We start from the raw sequence: 17,019 nt of genomic DNA, 5'->3' as shown, positions 1-17,019 counted from the left end.
ACAAACTCGCCCCACCCTTATTCAGGGGCGGCGCTCATGTTCTCCGCATCCCCATTATGCAAATCCTCGATAATGCGTCGCACATGTTCTGCGGCACCCGGACCTTCATAAGATTCAACAATATCTGGGATCGGGCCGGCTTCCCGAACCTCGCCGTGATCTATCCACAGGGCGGTGTCGCAGAGTTGGGCGAGAAAATCATTGGAGTGGGACGCAAACACCAAAATACCGGAGCGTTTCACCAGCTCCTGGAGGCGAGCCCGGGCCTTGGCCATGAAGGCGGCATCCACCGCCCCGATTCCCTCGTCGAGAAGCAAAATTTCGGGCTCAATGGAGGTCACCACCCCCAGGGCCAACCTAATGCGCATGCCGGTGGAATAGGTGCGCAGCGGCATGGAAAGGTATTCGCCGAGTTCGGAAAAATCGGCGATTTCATCCATTTTTTGCTTCATTTGTTTCCGGGTCTGGCCGAGGAATAACCCGCGGATAATGATGTTCTCATACCCGGAGATCTCCGGGTCCATACCCACACCGAGATCGAACACCGGTGCGACCCGACCGTGGATGTGTGCGGAGCCGCGGGTGGGCTCGTAAATGCCGGACAGCAGGCGCAGCAGGGTGGATTTGCCGGCACCATTATGGCCGACCAGCCCCACCCGGTCGCCCTCGCGGAGATGCAGATTCACATTGCGCAGCGCCTCAACCACCACGGTGTTGTCCTTATTGCGGCCGATGGCGCCGCCGGCCGCCCCGAGGAAGGCCTTTTTCATGGAGCGGGATTTCGCGTCGAAAATGGGGAAGTCCACGCACGCGTTGTAAGTATCAATCGAAACCATGAGTCACGTCTCCTTCAAAGTTATACCCAGTAGCTGACCCGGAACCGCCATTGCCGCATGGCGAGCAGGGCGATGGTGAGCCCAGCAACGGTACATCCGAGCACAACCCACCAGTGGTAGACGGGCAGGTCGGCGCCGATGAGTGGGGCGCGGACGACCTCCATGTAGTGGTAAAGCGGGTTGAGTTGGGCGAGTTTTGCCCGGTCGGAGATGGCGCCGCCCTGGTCTTTCAGGGTTTGGGTCATCCACACAATGGGCGTGACATAGAACAATAGTTGGGTGCCGGCTTCGAGGAGGGGCGCGACGTCCCGGTAGCGGGTGGCTATGATGCCGAAGAACATGGACACCCACACACCATTGGCAACTAGGAGCATAAGCGCGGGTATGGCCAGGAGGAAATCCCACCCCAATGGCCTAGGGAAAATAACCATGAGGGCAACCCAAATAATCAAATTATGCCCAAGGAAGAGGGTTTGCTTCCATACGAGTCGGTAGACATGGACAGAGAGCGCGGAAGGCAGTTGTTTAATTAGGCCCTCATTATCAATAAAAACTTGCGCGCCTTCCTTGATACAACCTGAGATGAACGTCCACATGATAAGCCCTACCGTCACATGGGGGAGGAATTGCGCTACCGGAATCTTAAAGAGAACTGAATATAATAGTCCAAGTGCGGCAGCCATCACACCAGTAGCAATGGTGATCCATAGCGGTCCTAGGACGGATCGGCGGTATCGTTGTTTAATATCCTGCCAGCCCAGTTGGAGCCACAGTTCGTGTTGGTGAAAACCACGCACGAGGTCATGCCAGGCGGCGGCGAAAGTCTTTGAACCTGAGGGTTCAGGGTCTAAGTCGGTCGCATTGGTGATGCGGTTGATCTGTTCTGAAAGCGTCACGGACGTAGTAGTCTGCGGCGGTTTTGCCAGTTTTTCTTCATCTTGATGATCCTGCACAGATTTCTAGCTTAGTGGTCTCTGTGCGCACAATGGATACGGTAGGCATACTATTAAAAGGTTGATTATGGACATGCTGAAGGAGTCCCAGATGGTCTTTGACGTAGCGCGAGTGCGTGGTTTGTACACGTCATTAGGCGATGGTTGGACGTATTTGTCCGCTCATGCCCAGCCGCAAATCCCCGAACGAGTGTCGTCTGCGGTGGCCCGCGGATTCCGTCAAGCGCCGGTTGTAGAATATGTGGAGCCCAATACGGGTAATCATGGTAATCATTCTGTTGCCCCCGAAATGGGGAGGCTGGGGGCTGAGTCGCAAATGAAGGCCGCGCGGCAGGCGGTCGCCGATCTTACTGGCACAACTGCTAATGCTGTGATTCTTGCGCCCAGCATTGATGTTCTTTACCAACGGTTGGATACCGCGCTTCGGCCTGTGCTGCGTCGCGGCCAGCTTTTAGCGTCGCGGGCGGATACCCATCAACTCACCAACGACGATATCGCCTATGCTGAACCGGATTTGGGGACCGGTGAGGTGCCGGCATGGCAGTACACGAATCTCGTGACCGGTGACACTCGGCTGGTGACGTTATCGGCGGTGCATCCCCAGGTAGGCACGGTGAATGACGTGTCCCAGATTTCCGAAAACGTTCGGGAGCATTCCCGGGCTTGGGTGCTTGTCGACGCCACCGCGTTGGCGGGATTCTCGCCGATCACTATAGATGACCTGGGGGTGGACATGGTGATCGTGGACTGCACGGCCATTGGTGCCCCCCAGGTGGCGGCGTTAGCGTTTCGGGACACCTCCATGTTTCCCCGCATCGACATGGCCGCGTTCCTTGAGGATGTGGCCCCAGGCCTTGTTGCTGGGCTGCCTGCCGCCGTGGATCATCTTGCCGGGTTGGTAGAGCAGGATCATGGCTCCCGGCGGCAGCGGCTGGAAACCAGCCTGTTTGAGGCTGGCCTGTATTTGCGGCGCATGGCCGACTATCTAGCGGACTCGTTGAGCAGTATGACTCGGCTGCATGTGTTTGGGGTGACGGGCGAGATCGCCTACGGGTCGACGGCCACCCGGATTCCCCGAGTGACCTTTTGCATTCCGGGGGTTCCGGCGTCAACGATCCGCCGCCGACTCATAGATAATCGCCTGGTCACCACGGTGGCGAAGCCGGATCCATTGCTGTCGGCCATGGGCTTGGAGGACACCGATGGGGCGATCACGGTGGGCCTGGGGCCATATAACACGACTCACGACGTGGATCAGCTCATCCGAGTCCTTGCGTCACTCGCATAAATGTTCGATTAACCTTTTGATGCCTCGTTCGAACAAACGTTCAAAACTAGGGTTCCGGTGACGGCACCGCTGCGGAGCAGTTCGTGGGCGCGGGCGGCATCGGCAAGCGGGAGAGTGGCGTGCAGCTGATGTGTGATGGTTCCGTCGGCCAGCAGCGGCCACACATGCTTGATGGTGTCTGTCACGATTCGGGCCTTGTCGGCGTGGCTGCGTGCCCGAAGCGCCGTCGCCGAGATCGTGCCGCGTTTGGCCAGCAGCTTGCCAATGTTGAGCTCGCCCTTGACCCCGCCCTGCATCCCGATGATGACCATGTGCCCGTCCGGCGCCAGCGCGGTCACGTTCTGATCCAGATATTTCGCCCCAATGATGTCGAGAATCCGGTCGCACCGGTTCTTGAGCGCGTCGGCGAAGTTTTCCTCCCGATAATTGATGAGGATGTCCGCGCCCAGGCGTCGACAAGCTTCAAGCTTTTCGACGCTACCCGCGGTGACCGCCACCTGTGCCCCCAAATGCTTCGCCAATTGGATAGCAAACGTGCCAATCCCACCCGCGCCTCCATGAATCAGGACGGTCTGGCCCGCCGCCAACCCGGTGAGCATGCCCAGATTCGACCACACTGTGGCCGCCACCTCAACCACCGCGGCCGCCTGTTCATAGGAATAACCTTCAGGAATGGGCAGCAGCTGGCCGGCCGGCACCGCCACATATTCGGCGTAGCCCCCGCCCGCCAGGAGGCACGCAACCTTCTCGCCAACCTGACGGTCGGTGTCGCCCGTATCCACGATTTCGCCGGCGCACTCCAACCCCATGATCTCTGATTCGCCTGGTGGGGGCGGGTAATAGCCCGCGGCCTGCAATAAATCCGCCCGGTTCACCCCGGTCGCATGGACCTTGACGAGCACCTCCCCGGCCCGCAATTGTGGGGTGGGAACCTCGGCCAATTCCAGGGTTTTATCAGCCGTAACAACTATCGCTTTCATGCTTTTACAGCGTACCGACTTTTTGGTAATCTTTCCTTGTCATAGGGAAGTGTGGCAGAGCGGCCGAATGCACTGGTCTTGAAAACCAGCGATAGGAAACTATCCGGGGGTTCAAATCCCCCCGCTTCCGCCAAGTACAGCCCCCAGCTCGCATCGTACGGTGTGACCTGGGGGTTTATTGTGCTATGCGCCCGCGCCGGAACCATTCAACGTGGCGATGGCTCCCTGTAATGTGTCGACCACCTTGGTGAGCCGGTCGATTTCGGCATCCTTGTCGGCGAGTTGTTGCCGCATAAACCCAAGTTCTTGTTCCGTTAGCGCTATCCTGTGCCGCAGTGAGGCGTCCCCCAGATCATTGGCCGCAATCTGACTAGAAAACTCCTGCCGGGCCCGCATGAGCTCGTGGTCTTTCTCCCGGAGTGCTTGCTCCAAATAGGCTATTTTCTCTTGGTCGGTCATGTGCGACTCCTTTGTAGGGTTTTGTTTTAGTGGGGAAACTCATGGCGGGTTTCCTGCTGTTCCATTTTGACGCTAAAAAAGCCTGACCTGCACTGATTTAAGAGTTGTCCGTAAGAACCCATTGGGGGCTTCAGCGTGATCCAATGTTTTTGATTTTCTTATCTCGTCTAAGCTTGGGGAACGCGGAAACTGTACGCCTTGGTTGTGCTGCTACCATTATGTGTACGGAGCATACTTCTTCTGGGGACTTAAATCCCTAGCCGGTGTATGTCTCGGCTCCCTGAGTGCTGCGGCCGATGGGGGCTGTTGAGTTTGGTCAGCTACCTAAATTGATAAAGCGGGACGCATAGCACACATGTTTGACTAAGCATGCCACGCGCCCTGTGTATAGGTTTGAGCACCCTCCCAATACCCTCCTTGGATTTTGCGTCCCCAATCCGGCGAGTGCCGCACCGACCAGGTCTGCCGCGAATAATCGGGGCAGGTGGACAGGGGGCAGCAAGAAAGAGGGTTGACACCCCTAGGGTGAGGATAAATTGTGTGCTACTGGATCGATACGTCATGCGGATCCATCAGAGGCAGCATTCAAAGTGAGGGTGTTACCGAATCGGCCTAATGTATTGGTAGAGTTTTGGAAAACACCCCCAGATTGATATGATGACCCTCACATATTGATACTAATGGTAATAAATTTCATTTAAGAGATTATATAAGATGGTCGCCACATGAGGGTGGTATTAAATAAACTTATCCTATGGATTATTGGGTCGATTATCCGTCGGAACCCTCCGTGATTTCTCGCATTGTGGGGCTGTGGATGTGGGGACTTTAAGGGCTTCATTATGCCTTTCGGGTGGCGTCGAGTTTTGCTTCTGCAAGGATAAGAACTTCTTTTACAGATATTGATAATGTGGCGCAGATTGCTTCAAGTTCATCAAGGTTAATTGCCCGAATTCCACGTAATTGCTTTGATAGCTGGGATTGGGAAATACCTGTGGATTCTTGAAGTTGAAGTTGCGAAACATTGTGGTTTAATCGTGCGTCGTTCAGGATCTCGGCGACGATTTTTCCAAACGCTCCAACATCATTTCTTGATCTACTTCCCATGATGTTGAGCATGTCAGTCGCGCTATATGGATGTCAAAGAGATTAATAGATAAAGTTTATTTGGACTGGATTAAATATCGCCAATTGAACTAATGACTTGTAAGTCGCATAAAATAGTAGAGCAGAGATTTTGATTGCGACACAGAACACATTCCCTCACTAGGGGGTGCTACTCATATTGAGGGCATGAATGTCAAGAATCGTCATGCGGCAAGCATGTGTGGCGACCATTCAAAAATTGCAAAAATAGCTGATATTCCATAAGTTCCCGCACCTTTGGGCGTCGACAAGCACACACATACTTGTCGACGACCTTACAGCGGAAAACCAGGCCACCCACCATCGACTAGCGAAACCTATTGCTGCCCCCGGGCCAACTCCGCTTCCTCCAGGAGCGACGTAATCACCTTCGTCTCCCTCGGTAACGCTGCATGCGCCACCGAACCATCCAACACTATAACCTCCCCAAACTGGGAAAACTTTGGATTCACTGTCTTATCCGCCGTGGAAATCACCGAATACACCTTCGTAGCAGGATCCACATCATCCACCTCAAACGGGCCCCGTAAATCCTCATACGCCTGCCCAAACAACTTCACCATATGCTTCCCCTTCGTCGGCAACCCCCGCCACGGCGTGCCCAAACCAATGATCGTCGACACCTTTCCCACAAACTCCGGCTGCCGCAACAACTGGAGTCCTACAATGCCACCAAACGAATGGCCCACTATGTCAAACGACCGAAACCCCTCACAAATGGCCGTCACATCCCGAAGCCCATCGACAAACGCGCCCGTACCATAATGCGCATAATCGGGAGCTATAAACGGCCGCCCTATCTCATTCAACGCCACCGCCAACGCCCCAAACGCCTTCGGGGTGCTATATGCGCCATGCAGCAACACCACAGGCGTACCACTAGTACCAATCGATGACGGTAACGCCTTACGCGGATCAAACCGCGGAATCCAGTCGAACAAAGCCATTATTCCTCCTTGCGGGCGGCAAGTAATTGTCGGGCAGCACGCTGCATATCTGCGATCGAAAAGTCTGGCACATATGCAGCACTCACCGCTAATCCTATCGCTGGAAGAGTCGCAGGGTCGGTATACACCAGGAACCACGGCGCATATTCTGGCAAAAATTTTCGCTTAAACGACGCCAAACTACGGAACCCATACAGCGGCTCCAATGTGCGGCCCAACACATCCGTCACAATATTCAACGGATTTTCTTCACCAGACGCCTCATGCGCCAACGGCGCACCCGACAAAGAAATCCAGCCTAAACCATCCTCATGGGCCTGCACCAAAGTTTCCGCAATCAAAAACTCCACCACCGGCCTAAACCCAGCTGGATCCCGCCGCATGAAATCCAACATCCACCCGGCAAGCGCCCCATCCTCATACACCGGTAACCAACTCGTCACCCCATGTAAATTATCGTGCTCATCCAATGCCAACATCAACCGCACTTCCGGGTCATGCAATGTGGAAAGATTCCCCAACGTGAACCCCATCTCCGGCAGTGACTTATCCGATACCCACTCTTCCGATAACGCCCGAATCTGGCTACGAATCATCGTGCCGGCATCATTCCACGTGGTCCACACCGCCCGAATCCCTTCCTTACCGGCACGATTCCGGGCAGTCCGCACATCCTGAAACTTCTTCCCCCGAAACGTCACTAACTCCGTCGAAACAATCGATTCCTCAGCCACCTGCAACTTCGACGTACCCGGCCGGCCCGCGGCAAACTCTGCCCCCACCGAATACCACGCCAACGTCCACCCCTGTTGCTCTGCAAACTTCCCAAACTCATCGGCAAGTGACTGGGCTGTGGCATCACCCGAATTCACCACCGGCTCACCCAACGTAAGCACTGTCGACGAATGCAGCCGATATGCCACATAACCAGCGCCATCCTTGGCTTCCCACACCAAATTGCCCGGCCACAATGTCATCCACGACAAATGATCCCCACCCCGACCAGTCGTCAAAATCTGGTGCATCCGCTGATGCTTTGCATCATCCCCCAACTCCACATGTGTCGACCGGCACGCAATATACAAGAAAATTGCAACCGCGATCCCCAACACCGGGCCCGGCCACAACCCCAGCCACCAGCCCAACTGGTCCGCTGGATGAATATCCGCCGTAAACACCCTCGATAACACCGGCGGCAACAATACCACCCGCAGGGCTTTTATCGTCCCCAACAGCGACACATGCGGCTCAAAATGATCCCGCAACGCCATGACGCTCCCAACCCACAAACAACACACCAACACCGCAAACGACGAAATGCGCAATACCAGCAGCTTTGTTGTGCCATGCTCCGCCGGCGCCCGGAAATCCCGCCAATATACAAGCAACACCACAATGAGTACCAACCACGGCAACACCGTCAGCAACCCATACGAAGCCATGAGATTAATAGGAATATCTGTTTCCAGCTTCGTAATCCGAAACGCCTCAAACAGCAATCCTGCAATTGTCGCCCACAAAAACACCTGGGCACCCCACCAGGCAATCCGCCGGCCCCGGGCCAATCCGATCGCCAACACCACCGCAATAATCAACGGCACCAGATTAAAAATCGCGCCCAACACCCCGGCCTCACGCACCGTCACCGGGCTCTCCTCCCACGTGAGCAGATAAATCCGCGACAACGGTGCATCAGAATCCGGATTCACCGACGTCATCAACGGGCCTGCGGCAATCATCACAAACGCCGCGGCAATGAGCAGCCGAAACTCCTGAAGCGAACTTCGCCGCAACGAACCCCGCACCGGCGTCCGTGACATCACCGCCCCAGCAACCACAGCCATCAGCCGCGCCACATCCGCGGCAGAACCCGAATACAACACCATCGACCCGGTAATCACCAACAACACCACCAACAGGCGGCGCCGCCACAACCTACCAAAATGCGATGACGCTACCGTCGCCACCCCAAACACCCACGGAATCTGCGACAAAAACGGCTCGGTCAACCATGCCTTCGCCCACGACGACCGGCACACCACCATCACATCCCGGGTCACCAGCATGCCAATCACTGAAAACACCTGCAACACCAGGCCAAACCCCAAATACTGGCGGCTCCCCAACATGTATTCGGCGGCGCTCCCCAACACCGCCAACACCACCGTGGCAATCAACAATGCTGGGAAAGTCTTCTCCGTCAACCCGGAAGTGAAAAACCGCCACGACTGGCCCGCCATATCCGACGTCAACCCATAGGCCCGCTGCGGCGACGTGTTGCGGGCCAGTAGCCACATCACCCACGCCACCACAATCAACACCGATGTGATTGGCACCCGGCGCGCCACCTGAATAATCCACGTCACATGCCGCAGGTATGCGAGTAGTTTTACTCGGCCGGCGCCAGGGGCAGCGGTTGCGTTGCCGGTGTTATTGGCGTTGTTGGGTGCCTTGGCGGCTGCGGCGTCCGCGGAGACACCCTGATCCTGCGACCTCTTGGTTTTCCGAAGCGACTGCATCAACGATTTCATGCTGCCCGCCCCTTGGTGCTAGCGGCCGTGGTGTTGGTGCTGGTGGCTTCGGCGCCGCTGTCAGCGCCCTTGTCGGCCCCGGCGGTGAGCCCACCACGCGCCGCCGCAAACGGCAATGTTTGACCAAACCCCGTCCGCCACACCCGGGCCGTATGGGAACCGGGAATCTCCGTGTACCGCGAATCAATCCCAGCATTCTGGGCAATCTCGTGAAGCTGACGAAGCGCCTGCTGCGAATGCTCATCGGCAGTGCCGGCAATAAACCAGCCGGCCAACCGCCGATATTCGGCCCGGCGCTCTGGAGTGGGATGTTGTAATAAATTCATTGGATTCACGGCCTGAAACGCTGCCTCGTCATTATTGAAGAACATTTTTAGAGTAGTCGTATGGTCCTTATATATGGGCTCGCCCTGACCAGCATAACTAATGAAAGTACCGTACGAGCTAGGCGAATTTGTCACCACTTGAAGCGCACAAGTACCCCCATACGATAGCCCCCCAATGGTCCAGTGATTCTGGTCACTGTCTACGGTGAACATGCGTTTGATGCCAGTTGGCACGTCGTCGGCAAGCCAGGTGTGCACCTTATATTCCGGGCCATCAATGCATAACGGGTTGCCGTTGGTCGAACCGGTGGCGTCAATGGAAAACACGATCGGCGCCACCCCATGGTGCGCGGCCTGGAAACTCTGCAACGCCGCCTGGGCATTCAGCGGCCCAAACCATTGCCCTGGTGAACCGGGATTGCCCGCCATCATCACCACCACCGGCAGGTGCGCCCCCGACCAATACGCTGGCGGGATGTAGGCGAGTGAGGTGCGCGCCGGGAATCCGCTTTTCGACGCTGGGATGTCCACGCTCACCAGCGCCCCAACCGGATTGCCGTCGATGGTAGGGGCGGCCTGTTGGTGTTGAAATTCCTGGTAGGTGAGGGGCACGACGTTGCGGCTGGGGAGCAGGTCGGCCAGGGTGGCGTATTGGTCGTAAGCGGCATTGGTGAGGCCCATGGCTGGGAGGATGGTGGCGGCGATGGCGATGATGCCACGCTTGTTGATGCTCAGCGGGATGATGAATGCCAGGAGGGCGATGCCCGGGTAGAGGATGGGCATCAGTTTTTCCATGTATGGGATGATGATGACGTCGTAAAGCAGCCAAAAAGCGCCGGTAAACAGTGCACTTATCAGTGCGGCTCGAACGAGTATGCGATAAGGTTTGCGCCAGCCCACCCAGACGGCGAGGGCCACGAGTGCGGCGAGAAACAGCGTGACCGCGGCCAGGTTAGTGATGGGAATGCTGAGCCATTGATAAACGTGTGCCATAAATTAGTCGGTGATTACGCCTACAATCGCTGTCACAATGCTGATAATGACGCTGCTTATTACAGCGTCCCAAAACGAATCCACGGTGAGCCCGATGCCGAAATGGTGGGCAACTTCGGACGCAACCAGCAGCGTGACAGCATTGACCACCAGGAGAAACAGTCCGAGGGTGAGGATTGTGAAGGGGAGGCTGATGATCCGCAGCACCTTCCCCACGGTGGCTTGGACCACATATAGTACGGCCCCGGCGAGGAGGAAGACGACGTAATAATCGTAGTGCCCGTCGCCGACCAGCGTGTGTGGGGGCATGGCCAGATTGATGCCTGGCACAAAATAGATGGCGCACCACAGCGCGAGGGCGAGCGTGATGATTCGGATTGCTAATCGTCCTAGAGTTCCCAGCATTATTATCTCCTAAGCTATTGCGTGATTGAGTTCCATGCTGCCAGAAATCGGTCGGCCTCCGCGTGGTCGGTGACGGTGATGCGCACGCCCTCGGGGAAGGCCCGGACGATAACCCCCTGGTCGGCAAGCTGTTGCGCTAATGTGGCGGCGGTTTCGGTGGTTTTGGTGGGGAGCCACACGAAATTAGCTTCGGATGGTATGGCGCCAATGGCTCGGGCCACCCGGTCGCGCTCGCTCACGGTTTCGTTCGTGCGTTCGAGAAGCTGCGCCGCCCCCGCCAGGCTGGCAATCGCCCCGGCCTGCGCGACGGCGCTCACCCCAAACGGGATCGCCACCTTATTGAGCGCCGCAATGATCGCCGGATTGCCGAAAGCGTACCCAACCCGCACTCCCGCCAGGCCGTAGGCCTTGGAAAACGTTCGCAGCGCCACCACATTTTCATGCTTTACGACGACTTCCGTCCCCATTGGCGTGTCCTGGGTGCGCACAAATTCAAAATAGGCCTCATCCAAAGCCACCAAGGTGGTGGGCGGCACCACCGCCATAAACTCTTCGAACCCCTGTTTGGTGATGGTGGTGCCGGTGGGATTATTCGGATTACACACAAACACCAACCGTGTGGCCGGCGTGATCGCTGCCGCCAGGGCCGGAAGATCCACGCGATGATCCGCCGTGAGCGGCACCGGCCTTGGGGTGGCTCCCGCCACCCGGGCAAAAATCGGGTACGCCTCAAAGCTCCGCCAGGGAAACACTACCTCATCCCCAGTTTTGCAGGTGATCTGCACCAACTGCTGACACAAGGCCGACGACCCGCACCCCACCGCAACCTGTTCGGGGCGCAGCTTCAGGTGCTTGGCGATGGCATGAACAAGATCCGTGGCCCCCATGTCGGGATAACGATTCGCCGCGGCGGCCGCCTCCGCCATGGCGGCCACCGCGGCCGGCAGTGGGGGATGGGCTACTTCATTGCTGGAAAGCTTGAGTGCATCGGCCAGTCGCTTTCCCGGAACATATGAGGGAATCTCCGATATGTCAGCACGTACTATCATGCAGCACATCATAATCCGCCCACCAGCCTGACGAGATCAGATGAGTTCAGATGAGGCGGGGGTATATACATAACCAGCCTGTTTGTAACTAAAACGTCCGTTGAGTAACATTACTCAAGATTCAAAAATTTGAATTGGAGACGTGCCAGAGCGGCCGAATGGGGCTCACTGCTAATGAGTTGTCCTCTTAACGGAGGACCGGAGGTTCAAATCCTCTCGTCTCCGCCACGCGCCCGTAGCTCAACGGATAGAGCATCTGACTACGGATCAGAAGGTTGGGGGTTCGAATCCCTCCGGGCGCACAACCACAATAAAGACCCCGGTTAATATTATGCATTGGCCGGGGTTTTGGCGTGGGTGGGGAAGGGGCTGTGCTCTTCGTACAGGGACGAGGTTGTGGTGGGGTGAGGGGTTGGGTTGGGAATGTGTTGGTTGCCTCTTTAGCATTGTGTGCAATGATGTGGATGGGGGCTGCATGTGTTCTAAGCTTGGTTTCCCATTTTTATGGTTGTCAGCTCCTGGGGGTTTGAACTGTTTTACGCCAAACACCATGCTTATCGGATTTGCTGCCCTAATGGTTGTGGTGGGTGGGTTATACCCACATGCAGCACACTTGATAAGCATGGTTTCTGGGTTTGGCGGTTGTCTTCTCCTGGGTTTATGAAGTGCCATAAACAAACACCATGCTTAGAACGTGTGCTGTATTGAAAGGTGCTGTTCGCTGTGGATTCGGGCTGCATGTGTTCTAAGCATGGTCTTTTAAATCCACCACCCCAAATCCGCTAGACGACAGTTCGTCCAGAGTGGAAAACCATGCTTAGAACAAATGCAGCCGGTGGCCATGCAGGCAAATCGTTGGCAGCGCACCTGCTAAGCATGGTTTTCGGTTTTGGGGTGTGCTGGCTCTTGGGGGTTTGAAGTGTTGTCGGCGGGAATTCGAGCTTAGCAAGTATGCTGCCACGGTGTCTTGTGGGGTAGCGGATTGGATAAGCATGGTCTTTGGTTGTGGGCGGAAGAATTCCCAGGGGATGCCTGGCGGTAGAAATGAAAACCATGCTTAGAATAAGTGCTGCCGCCGGGGTTGGAGAAGCTGAGTCGCAGGCAGGTTGTTGGGTTGGCGGCCTGAGCGCCGGGGTGATGAGGACGGTCGGGAGGGCGTCGCAAAGCGGGCGGAAGGCAGTGCGGAGGAGGCGTTTTCTCAACTTAGTTTATGCAAACCTAAAGCTCACAAGGGTAATTTATGCCTAACCTAAGAGACCATTACCACACAAATTTTTCGGACTTCCCCCAAACTCTCGCTATATCCTAGATACATACAGCCCATAAATTCAACCACCCTCTTCAAACGGATTTGGAGTACCTAATGTCCGTCTCTGCTACCGTTACCACATCCCGTTCGCTGCTCTCCGAAGGCAACGCCGCCGCACTCGCCGCACTCCGCGACGCCCTCGGCAGCGGCGCCACCGTCAGCGACCGGGAACTCGACCGCATGGCCCTCGCGGTCGACGCATCCCACTACCTGCACGCCCCCGACGCTGTGATGCGGGCCCGATCCGCCGCCGACGTGGGCATTGCCATGCGGGTCGCCGCCCAAATGAACTGGCCGCTCACCTTCCGCGGCGGCGGTACCAGCCTGTGTGGCCAGGCTCTCTCCGAAGGGCTCACCGTGGACGCCCGCCGGCACTTCCGAAACATGGAAGTCCTCGACGATGGCCGCCGCGTGCGTGTGCAACCCGGCCTCACCGTCACCCAGGTCAACGCCGCGCTGGCGCGCTACGGCACCAAACTGGGGCCCGACCCAGCCTCATCAATCGCCTGCACCATCGGCGGCATGATTGCCAACAACTCATCTGGCATGACCTGCGGCACTACCGCCAATGCTTACCGCACCCTGGAATCCATGACCATCGCCCTCCCCAGCGGCACCGTGGTCAACACCGCCGACCCCAACGCCGACGACATCCTGCGCTCGCACGAACCCGAACTGGTCGGCGTGCTCGAACGACTCCGCGACACTCTCCGCGGCGACAAATACCGTGCCGACATCGAACGCCGCTACGCCATCAAAAACACCATGGGCTACGGCATTAACTCCTTCCTCGACTACGACACGCCCGCGAAAATCCTCGAACACCTCATGATCGGGTCCGAAGGCACCCTGGGATTTGTTGCCGAAGCAATCTTCCGCACCGTCCCCGTGCCCAAGCGCACCGCCACCGGCCTGCTCATGTTCGACTCGCTCGACGCCGCCACCGAAGCCCTGCCGCAAATCGTGTACTCCGGCGCCGAAGTCGTTGAGCTTATCGACGCCGCCTCCATCCGGGCAATGGGCCCCGACGCATCCTCCGTCCTCCCCAAGGGCTTCAAGGTGGGCGAACACGCCTCCCTGCTCGTCGAATACCAGGCCATGGATGACGACGGCATCGCCGAACGCATCGCCACCGGCGAAAAAACCTTCGCCCAACTCGGTGGGCTCTCCACCCCGCCTGAAATGACCGGCGACGTCAAACGCCGCAACCAAATGTGGGTCATGCGCAACGGACTCTACACCAAGATCATGCGCAACCGCCCCCAAGGCACCATGGCCCTGCTGGAAGACATTGCCGTCCCCATGGAAAAACTCGGCGGAGTCTGCACCGACCTGCAAGAACTCTTCGACAAACACCACTATGACGGCGCCGTCATCTTCGGACACGCCAAATACGGCAACATCCACTTCCTCGTCACCGAGGACTTCGCCGGTGAAGAATCCCTTAACCGCTACGACCAATTCACCGAAGACATGGTGGACCTCGTGCTCCGGGAACAAGGCACCCTCAAGGCCGAGCACGGCACCGGCCGAATCATGTCCCCCTTCGTGCAACGCCAATACGGTGACGACCTCTACCAGGCCATGGTTGACGTCAAAGACGCCTGCGACCCCAACCGCATCCTCAACCCGGGCACCATCATCACCGACGACCCGCAGCTGCACCTCAAATACATCAAACCCACCGAAACCGTCCGAGACATCATCGACGACTGCGTGGAATGCGGCTACTGCGAACCCGTCTGCCCCTCCCAACACCTGACCACCACACCCCGGCAGCGGATCGTCATCCAACGCGCCATCGCCGCCTGCGAAGCCTCCGGGGCCTATGACCTGGCGGAACGGCTCAAAGCCCAAGAGGTATATGATGTGGTCCAAACCTGTGCCGTGGATGGCATGTGCCAGACCGCCTGTCCGGTGAATATCAACACCGGTGACCTGATCCGGGCAAAGCGCCGGGAAACCCAAAGCGAAACCCTGGACAAGGGCTGGAAAGTCGCCGCCGAGCACTGGGATATGCTTCTGCGGAGCGCGTCGGTAGGCATGCACATGGCACATGCGCTGCCAACCGCACCATTGCGCGGCATGCTGGGCATCGCCCGCAAGGTGACCAGCGACGATATCGTGCCTACCCTCACCAAGGAAATGCCGGGTGGCGGGAAGCTGCGCACGGTGCAGCCGGCGCCAAACCCGGACGCGATCTTCCTGCCGGCCTGCGTGGGCTCTATGTTTAAGACCGACCACGCCTGCGGGCAAGGCGTTGAGGCGGCTGTTCGGCAACTTGCTGCCGTTGCGGGGCGCACGCTCAGTACTCCGCAGGGCGTGCGGGATCTCTGCTGCGGCACCCCCTGGAAGTCGAAGGGGCTGGCGCAAGGCTATGAAGTGATGAAAAACAAGCTCACAAAGTGGGTGGTGGACAACACCCTCAACGGGCAAATCCCCCTGGTGTGCGACAACGTGTCCTGCACCGAAGGCATCATTATCGCCCTGGAAAACGCCGGGGTGACCGGAATCACCGTGATGGATGCCACGGAATGGGTGGCAACGAATGTGGCCCCCATGCTGCCGCCGGTGATTCGGGCCCGCAAAGCTGCGGTGCACCCAACCTGTTCCTCCACGCACCTGGGGGTCAACGACGCCCTCATGATGCTCGCCGGGCTCGTTGCCGAAGAATGCGTGGTTCCCGACGGGTGGCGGTGCTGTGGTTTCGCCGGCGACCGGGGCATGCTCCACGAAGAGCTCACCGCCACCGCCACCCATGACGAGGCCCGCTCGGTTCGCAACGACGACTTCGACCTGTTCCTCTCCTGCAACCGGACCTGCGAAATCGGCATGACCCGCGCCACCGGGAAGAAATACGTCCATGTGCTGGAAGAACTAGCTGCCCGCGTCGCTGAATAATCCGCTTTACGACGACGCTACGATGGAGAAGCCCCGGGCCCACGCTACGCGCTGAGCCCGGGGCTTCCCGCTGTTTCCGCTGTTCAGGGGTCTGGCCAGGGGTTTGGGTGGCCGCGTGGTTGGTGGGGCTGGAGCGGGGCAGGGCTGCACATGTTCTAAGCATGGTTTCCATCCTGAGGGCGTGTCGGCTCCTGGGAATTTGGGGCGGTGGATCTGAAAGACCATGCTTAGTGGGTGTGCTGTTTTTATTGATAGGGGAGGAACCTGGCCTAAAACCCATAATGGCTGGGTAGCAGGTTAGATAAGCATGGTGTTTGGCTATGGTTGGATGGATTTCCAGGAGATATCAGGCCGCCAAAATGGAAACCATGCTTATCAGGTTTGCTGCTTTGTTGTGTGGCAGATATTCCGGGCTGGGCTGCCAGAACCGTGAGAGCAGCAGATTGTCTAAGCATGGTCTTTCCCGGATGGGTGTGTGGGTCCCAGTGGATTTGGGGCGACAAATCTCAAAGACCATGCTTATCAGACATGAAGCCTTATCCATTCCGTTTGATGGCGCAAGTGCTAAGCCGCAAAATCCTCTTTAGATGCCCCAGGGAATCCGTTTCTTGAACGAAACCAAGCTTGGGAAAAGTGCTGCCGATAACCTCAGGCGGGGCTGCACATATTCTAAGCATGGTCTTTCTCTGGCAGATGCTTTGGCTCCAGGGGATTTGGAACAGTGGATTCGAAAGACCATGCTTAGCGGGTGTGCTGCGTACGGTACTTTAGGGCAGCAGGTTATCTAAGCATGGTTTTCATTCTGGAGGCATGTCGGTGCCTACAGGTTTGAACTGTTGTCAATAGAAGTCCAAGCTTAGAACATGTGCTGGTACTGGACCGTCTGTGCGCCTGAC

Annotated in this window: 12 protein-coding genes and 3 tRNA genes; 5 read left to right on the top strand and 10 right to left on the bottom strand. The window is 57.3% G+C overall.

What is annotated here, in order from left to right; all coding sequences use genetic code 11:
• Positions 1–17: 17 nt before the first annotated feature.
• A complete protein-coding gene (gene wzt, locus HBA49_RS11265) occupies positions 18–836 on the bottom strand; it encodes a galactan export ABC transporter ATP-binding subunit Wzt/RfbE (protein WP_005519276.1) in 819 nt (272 codons plus the stop codon).
• 20 nt (positions 837–856) lie between these two features.
• On the bottom strand, positions 857–1,762 hold the full coding sequence (gene wzm, locus HBA49_RS11260) for a galactan export ABC transporter permease subunit Wzm/RfbD (RefSeq protein ID WP_050773670.1): 906 nt from the start codon (positions 1,760–1,762) through the stop codon (positions 857–859).
• Between the two features lie 118 nt (positions 1,763–1,880).
• Here wzm and HBA49_RS11255 point away from each other — a divergent pair, with 118 nt between their 5' ends.
• Positions 1,881–3,077: an aminotransferase class V-fold PLP-dependent enzyme gene (locus tag HBA49_RS11255; RefSeq protein ID WP_005524161.1), complete on the top strand. Its 1,197-nt coding sequence runs from the start codon at positions 1,881–1,883 to the stop codon at positions 3,075–3,077.
• A gap of 8 nt (positions 3,078–3,085) precedes the next feature.
• Here HBA49_RS11255 and HBA49_RS11250 read toward each other — a convergent pair whose 3' ends face one another.
• Positions 3,086–4,057, bottom strand: a complete 972-nt coding sequence (locus HBA49_RS11250) for an NAD(P)H-quinone oxidoreductase (protein WP_005524062.1) — start codon at positions 4,055–4,057, stop codon at positions 3,086–3,088.
• A gap of 45 nt (positions 4,058–4,102) precedes the next feature.
• Between HBA49_RS11250 and HBA49_RS11245 the strand changes: the two genes are divergently transcribed.
• A tRNA-Ser gene (locus HBA49_RS11245) sits at positions 4,103–4,190 on the top strand.
• A gap of 50 nt (positions 4,191–4,240) precedes the next feature.
• Here HBA49_RS11245 and HBA49_RS11240 read toward each other — a convergent pair.
• From HBA49_RS11240 to hisC, 7 genes are all read right to left on the bottom strand, one after another.
• Positions 4,241–4,516: a hypothetical protein gene (locus HBA49_RS11240; RefSeq protein ID WP_005523982.1), complete on the bottom strand. Its 276-nt coding sequence runs from the start codon at positions 4,514–4,516 to the stop codon at positions 4,241–4,243.
• 840 nt (positions 4,517–5,356) lie between these two features.
• Positions 5,357–5,635, bottom strand: a complete 279-nt coding sequence (locus tag HBA49_RS11235; RefSeq protein WP_005524591.1) for a helix-turn-helix domain-containing protein — start codon at positions 5,633–5,635, stop codon at positions 5,357–5,359.
• A 344-nt stretch (positions 5,636–5,979) separates the two neighbouring features.
• Positions 5,980–6,609: an esterase/lipase family protein gene (locus HBA49_RS11230; RefSeq protein WP_040431244.1), complete on the bottom strand. Its 630-nt coding sequence runs from the start codon at positions 6,607–6,609 to the stop codon at positions 5,980–5,982.
• Positions 6,609–9,140 carry a DUF2156 domain-containing protein gene (locus tag HBA49_RS11225; RefSeq protein ID WP_040431246.1) on the bottom strand — a complete coding sequence of 844 codons (2,532 nt, stop codon included), beginning with the start codon at positions 9,138–9,140 and terminating at the stop codon, positions 6,609–6,611. The genes HBA49_RS11230 and HBA49_RS11225 overlap by 1 nt, the downstream gene beginning before the upstream one ends.
• Positions 9,137–10,459: an alpha/beta hydrolase gene (locus tag HBA49_RS11220; protein ID WP_005524733.1), complete on the bottom strand. Its 1,323-nt coding sequence runs from the start codon at positions 10,457–10,459 to the stop codon at positions 9,137–9,139. Before HBA49_RS11220 ends, HBA49_RS11225 begins: the two co-directional genes overlap by 4 nt.
• A 3-nt stretch (positions 10,460–10,462) precedes the next feature.
• Positions 10,463–10,864 carry a phage holin family protein gene (locus HBA49_RS11215; protein ID WP_005519298.1) on the bottom strand — a complete coding sequence of 134 codons (402 nt, stop codon included), beginning with the start codon at positions 10,862–10,864 and terminating at the stop codon, positions 10,463–10,465.
• A gap of 14 nt (positions 10,865–10,878) precedes the next feature.
• Positions 10,879–11,910: a histidinol-phosphate transaminase gene (gene hisC, locus HBA49_RS11210; RefSeq protein ID WP_040431443.1), complete on the bottom strand. Its 1,032-nt coding sequence runs from the start codon at positions 11,908–11,910 to the stop codon at positions 10,879–10,881.
• Between the two features lie 139 nt (positions 11,911–12,049).
• Here hisC and HBA49_RS11205 point away from each other — a divergent pair.
• The 3 genes from HBA49_RS11205 to HBA49_RS11195 all read left to right on the top strand — a co-directional run bounded on the left by HBA49_RS11205 (position 12,050) and on the right by HBA49_RS11195 (position 16,123).
• A tRNA-Ser gene (locus tag HBA49_RS11205) sits at positions 12,050–12,141 on the top strand.
• 1 nt (position 12,142) lies between these two features.
• Positions 12,143–12,215 (top strand) — tRNA-Arg (locus HBA49_RS11200).
• A gap of 1,061 nt (positions 12,216–13,276) precedes the next feature.
• Positions 13,277–16,123, top strand: a complete 2,847-nt coding sequence (locus tag HBA49_RS11195) for an FAD-binding and (Fe-S)-binding domain-containing protein (protein ID WP_005524510.1) — start codon at positions 13,277–13,279, stop codon at positions 16,121–16,123.
• The last annotated feature ends 896 nt before the right edge of the window (positions 16,124–17,019 follow it).

It is taken from the genome of Corynebacterium matruchotii (genome assembly GCF_011612265.2).
Classification (GTDB): domain Bacteria; phylum Actinomycetota; class Actinomycetes; order Mycobacteriales; family Mycobacteriaceae; genus Corynebacterium; species Corynebacterium matruchotii.
The sequence above is the reverse complement of the archived record's forward strand: the minus strand, read 5'-3'. Positions and strand labels throughout refer to the sequence as shown.